The sequence below is a fragment of the Limosilactobacillus agrestis genome (genome assembly GCF_014145585.1).
Taxonomy (GTDB): domain Bacteria; phylum Bacillota; class Bacilli; order Lactobacillales; family Lactobacillaceae; genus Limosilactobacillus; species Limosilactobacillus agrestis.
On record NZ_JACIVF010000028.1, the window covers coordinates 1 to 9,548 of the forward strand.

Below are 9,548 nucleotides of genomic sequence, written 5' to 3' on the forward strand. Positions count from 1 at the left end.
AACCAAACTCCACTTCAATATGAGCAGAATCTAGTTGCCTAGAAAAATATTTATAAAGCAAGAACATACAGGTTCCAACTTTAAGGGTACACGTCATTTCTTAGATGTTTTTTGGCTTTCGTATAATAGTTTGGTTTTATTATTCACAAAGATAATGACCACTTGATTAATATTGAGGTTTCCAAATTTTTTCTTCTACTGCCTTCTTCGCATTCGTAATACCGTCCCCTGCTAATCCTTGATCAATTGCAGATTGAGCTACACGTTCTGCAACTCGTTTAGAAAACTCAGCTAATTTTGAAACTGGTGGTAATACTGCTGCACCGGGTTTATCAGGATCAACTAACCCACTTAGGGCATGAGCGGCAGCAGCTAACATTTCATCATTCAACACCTTGGCTTCAGCTGCTAATGCTCCAAAACCAACCCCAGGGTAAATCAGAGCATTATTAGCTTGACCGATTTGGTAAACGGTTCCGTTATATTCAATATCCTTAACTGGAATTCCAGTCGCAATCAGTGCGCGACCATCCGTCCACTTAAGCAAATCTGCTGCTTTGGCCTCCGCAAGTTTAGTAGGATTCGATAATGGGAAAATAACCGGACGTGGCGTATGAGCGGCCATTTCTTTAACTACTGCTTCATTAAAACTTCCGGGTTGGGTTGATGTACCAATCATTACTGTTGGGTGAACGGCCTTAACAACAGCAAGTAAATTAGTTAATTCATCAGCATTCGTGAATTCACTTCGTTGACGAGTAAATGGCTTCTGCTTTGGTGTTAAGCCTGGCGTATCTTCAAATAATAACCCTTGCTTATCAACAAGATAGAAGTGCTTCTTTGCTTCTGCGGGAGTAAGACCTTGACGGATCAATTCGTCATAAAGCATCTTAGCAATTCCCATTCCAGCAGTGCCGGCACCGAACGTTAAAAACGTTTGATCAGTTATCTTTTCTTTCGAGATATTCATGGCTCCTAGCACACCAGCTAAGGCAATAATTCCGGTTCCCTGAATATCATCATTAAAGGTTAAAATTTTATCTTGGTATTTATCTAAAATACGAGCCGCTGTCCCTCGTCCAAAATCTTCAAAGTGCAATAGACTCTTAGGGAACAGACCTTCGACCGCATCAACAAACTTATCAATAAAGGCAAAGTATTCTTGACCTTCAACCCGCTTAATTCGATTTCCGAGATAGTTAGAAGACTTCAATAATTTTTCATTATTCGTTCCGGCATCAATAGAAACCGGCAAAACTTGGGATGGATCAATCCCTGCAGCTGCTGTGTAAACCATTAATTTTCCAACAGAAATGTCAACCCCATTTACACCCCAGTCACCAATACCAAGGATTCCTTCAGCATCTGTAACAACGATTAGCCGAATATCACGACCATCAGCCGCATCAATAAGTTCCTCTTTTATTAATTCAGGGTGCTCAATACTCAAATATGCAGCATCCTGCGGCTTAATGTAACGCTCATTATATTGTTCAATTGCCTCCGCAATTACGGGATCATACACAACTGGCATAAATTCTGTAATATGCTTTTCCATCAAGTAGAAGAAAAGAGTGCGGTTAGTATTGAATACTTCCATCAATAGGTGGCGTTGTTCAATTCGTGAGTTCTTTGCTTGGTATAACCGGTAAATTTCGTCTGCTTGTTCCTCAATTGTCCTTACACAAGATGGTAACAGCCCTAATAAACCATACTTTTTTCGTTCTTCAATTGTAAAAGCTGTTCCCTTATTCTTGAAGGGGTCATTTAATATTTGCATTCCTTTACGCAACATTATCGCCTATCCTTTACCTTTTATCTGTTTCAACATTTTTAGAGTAATTCCATTACCAGCTTATAGTCAAATACATGATATGATATAAATAAAATTGATAATCCCCATCAAATTCACTGTCAGAGAGGCATTTATTATGAAATTAACCGACCTAAAATATTATCAAGCACTAGTAAAATATAAAAATTTTTCGCAAGTTGCGGCAAAATTTAATGTCAGTCAACCAACTATTACAATGGCTATCCAACGACTAGAAAAAGATTTTGGTACTTCATTTTTCGTTCGTGACCACGTCCATAAGCAATTGCATATAACGCCTACTGGTAAACAATTCGCTATCCACGTTAACGTTATCCTAAATGAATTAAAGATCGCGCACCAAGAAATCGATCAAGCCGAGTCATCTAGTATTCGCTTTGGTCTGCCTCCAATCATTGGTAATTACTACTTTCCACCATTGACCCCTCTATTAATGCGGGAAGGACTTTTAAGTCACTTGGAGACTCGCGAGCATGGTTCTAAGGAAATTCTTAAGATGCTTAAACACGGCAACCTTGATTTGGCATTATTGGGATCTCTTACGCCCCTAAAAGAAGTAGGCCTAAAAACTACTGAGCTAGCTGAATATCCCTTTAAGATCATTACTAGCAAAAGTCATCCCCTGGCTACTAAAGAGAATATTGATTTTACTACCCTTAAAAATGAACACTTTATCGTTCCTGATACTGAATTCTTTCATGAACAAGCTTTTAAGCAAATTTGCCATTTAGCTCATTTTCGCCCACAAGTCATCTACCGCACCGCTGACATTCATGTTATTAAAGCTATGGTTGCAGAGAACCTTGGAATTGCTTATTTAACAAGTTTAGCGATCACTCCCGAAGATAACATCCATTCAATAAGTGTTACGAGTCCGTTAAAACAATCATTTCGTCTTTCAGCAGTCACCCGCTCAACTGAACTTTTAACCCCACCTAAGCAGGCACTATGGGAGCTCTTAACTACAAAAAAGGGGTGACGAATAACCATCTAATGAGGTGGTTATTCAGCAGACCCTTTCATTACTTATCTTTTTCAATCTTAATTGTTTTAATAATAACATCCTTTTCGGGCTTATCCATCTCATCCCGCTTAACCTTGCTGATCTTTTCTACAACATCCATCCCGGATAATACTTGGCCAAATACTGTGTGATGGAAGTCAAGCCACGGTGTACCACCATGTTTTTCATAATAATCAATAATTTCTTGCGGGTATCCAACGTCCTTCATTTGATCAATCATATTTTCCGGAACATGTTCATTAGTGACAATAAAGAATTGACTGCCATTTGTATTCGGTCCAGCATTAGCCATTGAAAGAGCACCAGTGAAGTTAAATAATTCTTCAGAAAACTCGTCTTCAAATGGGTGACCATAAATACTTTCACCACCACGTCCAGTTCCAGTCGGGTCACCACCTTGAATCATAAAGTCTGGAATAACCCGGTGAAAAATTACATTGTCATAATAATTTTTCTCTGCTAATTTAACAAAATTTTCAACAGTTTTAGGTGCGTATTTTGGAAATAGTTGAGCCGTAATTGTTCCCATTGTCGTTTCAATTACCGCTTTTGGTCCTTTAACCTCATCCAATGCTAATTGGGGATATTTCATAAAAAAGCCTCCTCTTTTCTCTTCTAAACCTCTTTAATTATCTTAACAGGAATGAGAAGGAAAAGACAATTATTAGTCCTCGTTAACACGTAATACACAAGCTCCCTTAATATCACCATGTTTAACATAGCATAATGCTTCGTCAGCCTTTGCTAGCGGATATTCGTGTACTTCAGGATGAATATCAAGACGGTCAGCTAATGTTAAGAATTCTTCCCCATCACGTCGGGTATTACTCTCAACACTTGTTAACGTCTTTTCATGGAATATTTCTTTTTGATAATTCATTGTTGGAATATCAGTCATATGAATACCAGCCAATGCTAACGTCCCCCCTGGAACTAAACTAGCTAGGGCCGGCAATACCATATCACCAACCGGCGCAAAAATGATTGATGAATCTAAGGGAACTGGCGCTGGATCATAGGAGCCCTGGACAGAAGCACACCCCAATTCTAAGGCGAATTTTTTTGCATCCTCACCACGAGTAAAAACATGAACTTCAATTCCTTGGGCAAGCGCAATCTGGGCTGTAATATGAGCTGAACCACCGAAGCCATATAGGCCTAGCCGACCACCCGCGGGAACATTTGCACGTTCAAAGGCCCGATAACCAATAATTCCAGCACACAGGAGAGGAGCCGCCTCAAGGGAATCAAATTTTTCAGGAATTCGATATGCAAATCCTTCTGGCACCGTTACATATTCTGCATAGCCACCATCATGATCCCAACCAGTATAAAGTGAATGGGGACAAAGGTTTTCATGACCTGATCGACAAAACCTGCATACACCACAAGCATGACGAAACCATGGAATTCCAATTCGTTCGCCAAGCTTAAACCGCTGTGTTTCTGGTCCAAAGCCGACAACTTTACCAACAATTTCATGGCCAGGAGTAATATGCTCGTGGTGAACGGGTAAGTCCCCTTCAGCCACATGTAAATCTGTATGACACACTCCACAAGTTAATACCTTAACAAGAACTTCACCCCGCTTGGGAATTGGCACTGGCTTTTCGGTAAATTTAATTGGTGATTGCTTACCATCAATTGGCCCAGGAGTCGTGACTGCCCAAGCCTTCATTGTTTTGGGAATAGCATTTTCGCTTTTTTCCATCCTTAAAAACCTCGATTAAATAAGTATTTCATTGTCTATTGTAGTGCTTTTTATTCATAAGAGTGTCGTATTTTTTCAATTTTGTGTGTCCATTGATTCTTAAACTTTGGAATATTTAAAGGAGAATTAATAGCCGGATCATCCTTTGCAGCTTGCGTCAGTCCTTCTACTCCTCCAATATCATCTAAAATTCCATTGCCAAAACCACTAATAATTTTAGGACCCGTATGAGCAGGAAGTCGTTTAGATTTTTCTTCCTCAAATTTAATTTTAAAATTCCACATATCCCCAAAGTCATATATTAAGTTATATTCTTGTGCAAGGTTACAATCGCCCACCCAACTTTGGGTAATATCATTTGATTGACCAAAACCACTATCAAGAATCGGTAACTGATAATGAATCTTTCCCTGCTGCAATTCAAATAGGTGGTACCCATCCGCGTTAAAGGCAGCTAAAATTGCAAAGCACAACATATCTAAACGTGTATCACCACTAACTGTAAATCGCCGCCACATTTTAGGACGATAATCACTAAGCTCAACATAAATTGTATATTGCTTATTAACATATTGGATTGCATGCTCACGCTGATTTCTTACTTGGCGTTGCATATCACGAATTATTCGTTGTAGGTGATACATCACCTGTCTAGAATCAAGATCTTTTATCCCCTGGCTGATCGCCTGGACAAATAAATCATAGTCTTCACTGGAAAAAAGATCCTCTGCACGTAAAAATTTTCCAAATTCACGAAAGGCATCACTTTTAGAATGAAAACCTGTATCGGTTGGGCGATCATTATGAAGTTTTTCATAATTAATAAAATAGTGATAGATTAATGTAATATCATCAAGAACAGATTCACCAAGGGTCTCACAATAACCAATGTAATCTGCAGCACAATCTAAATTTCGGTCAATAACACTCTCGCTCTTTCCACGACTTCCTAAGTATTCTTGATAATCATTCAAAATCTTTTCACCTACTGCAGTTGCGTTCATGATATCGTTAATTGAAAATGAACGGTAAAGATAGCTACGATTATGTTCATTAAGTTTAGGATGAGTAGCAACCTTAAAGTCCGTCACTGAATAATCTTCAAAAACATCCATTACGACATATTCTTCATCTGTTGCCTTATTGGTAATACGCGTCTGTTCCGCTAATTGAAGTGCAATTTCAGCATTGCTTGGATCTTTTTCCCAATCAATAATTGAATTAGGTCCCATCATAAGATTCTGATACATCTGCAATTGCTGCTGAGTTTCTGGCTGAATCTGCTGTGTAAATACTACTTTGTTAAATTGCGCGTCACGAATCATCCTAATTTTTGCATGAGGGATTGGCGAAACTTCTAATAGGCTCAAAAATTCGCGCTTAAATGCGGCAATAAAAGATCGTGAATCATTAAAGCGTTGAGGATAACGTACAATAATCGGTAACGACATTAAGTTATTCATAATAATCATGAATTCACCAGTAACACGAATTGTCCAGACATTTGTCTCTAACAGCTCAGAAGGTGCAATAATCTGTGAATTGACATGCAAATGTTGGGCAAGTGAATTTTCCACTGCAATAATCACCCTATCAACCCCTTCTATAATTTTGCTTATATTAATTTTATTTTTAATTTTACAATTTATCAACTTAATCAAACCATATTTACAAATAAAAGAAAAAATTTAAAATGAAGCATAAGTATTATCTCTGAAAGGATGAACTACTTTTGAACAATCAAAATCTTGATATTTTTGATTTACGAAAAATTCAAATTAATAAAACCAAGGCTGAATTGGAAAATAATGGTAAACGGCAACAAAAAGAGGTCCCTAGTGAAATGTTAGGAACCTTCACCCCAGTTGATCGTGATCCAGTTAAAACAATCCAAATCACTGAGGCCAATATGATCCCCGAGTTGCTTCCATTACGCCATCAAAGAATGCTTACTAGTCGTTTTTCATTTTTTCGGGGAACAGCTGAATTAATGGAACACGACCTGAAGCGGCAAGCGCAAAGTAATCTTCCAATAATTATTTGCGGTGATGCTCACGTAAATAATTTTGGCTTTTACGCCTCTCCTGAACGAAAGCTCCTCTTTGGCCTCAATGACTTTGACGAAGCACGGATCGGTAACTGGGAAAGTGATTTGAAACGGTTGTTAGTTAGTGCTGAACTGGCAGGGGAAGAGAATCACTTTGATCGCAATGACCTTTACCACCTTCTTCAACTAACCACTAAAACCTATCGTCATACTATTAAGAGCGCCAATAAGATGAGTCATTCGCAACTGTTTTACTTTTCATTTGCATATGAAGACATGGGGAAAGCAATTGAATCTTTTGGTGATATTTCAACACAGATGCAAACAGTACTTAATAAGGTTCTAAAAAAAAGTCAGCGGAGTAATTCAGAAGAAATCCTCCAAAAAATGGCAACTATCAACAACCAGGGGTGCCTTGTTTTTCGTGATAATCCACCACGCGCTCGTCATCTTAGTGCATTGCGTTATCAACAAATTGTCAAAGGTTATAACCAGTACCTGGAAAGTGTTCGCCAGGATGTTCGTGTTCTTCTCGCAAATTTTCATATTTCCGATATCATTCGCTATAGTGTCGGTGTTGGCAGCTTCGGGACCCGCTGTTACTTAATTATGCTTACTGGTAATGATGAGAGTCACATTGTGTTACAGGTCAAAGAAGCTATGCCATTACGTTATAATCTACTTTCGCTTCCTGTCCAACAAGTAATCAGAAATGGTGGTATTGCTGGGCAAAGAATTGTAACAGCGCAACGAGTGCTTCAATCCTCATCTGATCACTTTTTAGGAAGTACTACTTTCGGCGGCCGTAGTTATTACATTCGACAGTTCCGAGATATGAAAGAATCAATTAATGTTAAGAAGCTTGACTTTGAAAGTTTTCAATTCTACTGTCAAACATGTGCTTACTTGCTGGCGATGGCTCATTTCCAAAGTCCCACCGCACCAATGATCCGTGGTTATTTAAAACATCAAAAGAAATTAGATACCCTTTTACCAAATTGGGCTTTAAAGTATGTAGACCAGGTCACTGCAGATTATGGACAATTCAAATTGGCAATTGCTGAAGGGAATTTAATAAATTAACAGTAATTTAAAAGGACTTGCATTCATTGTTTTGCAAGTCCTTCTTTAATACTATTTATGTTCGTTTAATTTTTGGCGATATTCTGCTCTCGTCATTTTAACAGGAGCAACCTTTTGTTCTTTTGGCATCCTTTTCTGTGGTGACTTGGGCTTATTTTTCTTGGTAATTTTGATCTCACCATAGCTTGTTGAAACAGTAGTATAAAGTGGCTGTTCTAGAGGTTGATGATTTTTCGCTTCTAATTCAACTGCTTTTTTAGCATTTTCCAAATTATTACGTGCTGCTTTTACATTTTCCTTTGCCACCAATAGATTAGCAGAAATTCTATCCAAATTATTTTGAACGTTTTTCAACAATTGACTGCTTGTTTCAATTGTCGTCCGGTCGCCAATTGTTTGAACACCGGCAAATGTACTTTGAGCAGAAAGTACTGCTTGTTTTGCTTCACGGTACTTTTGATTAAACTTTTTATAGGATTGCTGGGCTTGCTCATAAGCTGCTTGCGCCTGTTTTAACGCCATATTTACATCAGCCATATTCTTCCCTCACTTTTTTAGATATAAACTAAAAGGCTGTGGCAAAGCAAACCTTCGTCACAACCCTCTAGTATGTCCGAGCAAATTATAAAATTAAATCCAAGCTAATAATTTCAAAATATAATTATTAGTATTCGCGTTTCTTACCAGCTAAGCCAAGGCCAAACATAGCAGCTGCAGCACCTAATGCAATTGCAGCAACACCATTTTCATTACCAGTTTGTGGCAATGTTTCCGCCTTAGTATCGTTTTGCTTATTAGCATTCTTGTATTCAACACGAGATAAGTTAGCAGTTTCATCAGCCTTCTTATCAGTAGATGATGAGATAACATTACCATTATTATTTACAGTAGTGTCACCGTTATCAGTAGTAGTGTTATCGGTGTTTTGATCCTTATTAGTATCACCACTTGTTGATGGCTTTTCACTAGCAGCAGCAAGGTTTGCCTTTGCAATATCTAAGTTAGCTTGAGCATTCTTCAAGTTAGCTAATGCATTGTCATAGTTAGTTTGAGCAAGCTTTTGAGCATCTTCTGCATCCTTAACAGCTGGGAAGTCACTAAAGTCACCATTGTTTACACGATCAAGGATTGCCTTAGCAGCATCAGCGTTCTTTTGGGCATCTTGGTACTTAGCTTCAGCAGCATCCATAGCAGCATTAGCATCCTTAACAAGGTTGTTAAAGACATCTTGTGCTGCTTGAATCTTGTTCAAGGTAGCAGTCTTGTCAGCTGGTGAAGTTGGGTTAAGATAGTAATCCTTAAGAGCATTTACTAAAGCTTCGGCTGCATCGGTTTGTGGTGCATTGTAACCATAAACATTTTGAACCTTGTTAAGCATAGCTTGAGCAGCATTCAATGCGTTTTCTGCATGGTCAGCCTTTAATTCGTTATATGCTGCCGCAGCATCAGTAGCGAATTCATTATTTTGGTTGAAAGTATCTTGAGCCTTCTTAGTAGCAGTCTTAGCATCGTCTAATGACTTAGTTGCATCATTAACCTTAGCAGTTGCATCATCGTATGCCTTTTGAGCATCAGCAACTTTTTGGTTTTGCTTTGCAAGAGCAGCCTTAGCATCTTCAAGCTTTGCACCTGCTTGGTTAGCAGCAGTTGAAGCGTCATCGTATGCCTTTTGAAGAGCAGCTACATCTGGGTTAGTAGTACCTAACTTATCAGCAGCAGCAGTTTGAGCATTCATAGCTTCATCATAAGCAGCTTGAGCTTTTTGTTGAGCAGTTTGAGCGTTTGCAAAGTCTTCGCTAGCCTTGTTTACGTTAGCACTAGCAGTTGCATAAGCCTTAGCTGCATCTAA

8 protein-coding genes are annotated in these 9,548 nt (G+C 38.6%); 2 read left to right on the plus strand and 6 right to left on the minus strand.

The window, feature by feature from the left end; genetic code table 11:
* Nucleotides 1-166: 166 nt before the first annotated feature.
* A complete protein-coding gene (locus tag H5R88_RS01855) occupies nucleotides 167-1,795 on the minus strand; it encodes a malolactic enzyme (RefSeq protein WP_182600111.1) in 1,629 nt (542 codons plus the stop codon).
* Nucleotides 1,796-1,931: 136 nt separating this feature from the next.
* Here H5R88_RS01855 and H5R88_RS01860 point away from each other — a divergent pair, with 136 nt between their 5' ends.
* The gene (locus H5R88_RS01860) at nucleotides 1,932-2,813 is read left to right on the plus strand and encodes a LysR family transcriptional regulator (RefSeq protein WP_182600112.1); all 882 of its coding nucleotides are present in this window, start codon (nucleotides 1,932-1,934) and stop codon (nucleotides 2,811-2,813) included.
* Nucleotides 2,814-2,856: 43 nt separating this feature from the next.
* Here H5R88_RS01860 and H5R88_RS01865 read toward each other — a convergent pair whose 3' ends face one another.
* From H5R88_RS01865 to H5R88_RS01875, 3 genes are all read right to left on the minus strand, one after another.
* The gene (locus H5R88_RS01865) at nucleotides 2,857-3,450 is read right to left on the minus strand and encodes a peptidylprolyl isomerase (protein WP_182600113.1); all 594 of its coding nucleotides are present in this window, start codon (nucleotides 3,448-3,450) and stop codon (nucleotides 2,857-2,859) included.
* 72 nt (nucleotides 3,451-3,522) lie between these two features.
* Nucleotides 3,523-4,569, minus strand: coding sequence for a zinc-dependent alcohol dehydrogenase family protein (locus H5R88_RS01870; protein ID WP_182579197.1), 1,047 nt, complete (start codon nucleotides 4,567-4,569; stop codon nucleotides 3,523-3,525).
* 50 nt (nucleotides 4,570-4,619) lie between these two features.
* Nucleotides 4,620-6,158: an IS1096 element passenger TnpR family protein gene (locus tag H5R88_RS01875; protein WP_182600114.1), complete on the minus strand. Its 1,539-nt coding sequence runs from the start codon at nucleotides 6,156-6,158 to the stop codon at nucleotides 4,620-4,622.
* A 143-nt stretch (nucleotides 6,159-6,301) separates the two neighbouring features.
* On the opposite strand from H5R88_RS01875, the gene H5R88_RS01880 reads away from it, so the two are divergent.
* The gene (locus H5R88_RS01880; protein WP_182600115.1) at nucleotides 6,302-7,699 is read left to right on the plus strand and encodes a DUF2252 domain-containing protein; all 1,398 of its coding nucleotides are present in this window, start codon (nucleotides 6,302-6,304) and stop codon (nucleotides 7,697-7,699) included.
* 51 nt (nucleotides 7,700-7,750) lie between these two features.
* Here the strand turns inward: H5R88_RS01880 and H5R88_RS01885 are convergent, their stop codons facing one another.
* Both H5R88_RS01885 and H5R88_RS01890 read right to left on the minus strand, forming a co-directional pair.
* Nucleotides 7,751-8,236 carry a hypothetical protein gene (locus tag H5R88_RS01885; protein ID WP_182579200.1) on the minus strand — a complete coding sequence of 162 codons (486 nt, stop codon included), beginning with the start codon at nucleotides 8,234-8,236 and terminating at the stop codon, nucleotides 7,751-7,753.
* Between the two features lie 127 nt (nucleotides 8,237-8,363).
* The coding region (locus H5R88_RS01890; protein WP_182600116.1) for an LPXTG cell wall anchor domain-containing protein at nucleotides 8,364-9,548 on the minus strand (1,185 nt) is incomplete at its 5' end.

What these genes read in the sequence shown, in the direction of transcription:
- H5R88_RS01855 (WP_182600111.1), bottom strand. Translation starts at nt 1,795, where the DNA reads ATGTTGCGTAAAGGAATGCAAATATTAAATGACCCCTTCAAGAATAAG.
- H5R88_RS01860 (WP_182600112.1), top strand. Translation starts at nt 1,932, where the DNA reads ATGAAATTAACCGACCTAAAATATTATCAAGCACTAGTAAAATATAAA.
- H5R88_RS01865 (WP_182600113.1), bottom strand. Translation starts at nt 3,450, where the DNA reads ATGAAATATCCCCAATTAGCATTGGATGAGGTTAAAGGACCAAAAGCG.
- H5R88_RS01870 (WP_182579197.1), bottom strand. Translation starts at nt 4,569, where the DNA reads ATGGAAAAAAGCGAAAATGCTATTCCCAAAACAATGAAGGCTTGGGCA.
- H5R88_RS01885 (WP_182579200.1), bottom strand. Translation starts at nt 8,236, where the DNA reads ATGGCTGATGTAAATATGGCGTTAAAACAGGCGCAAGCAGCTTATGAG.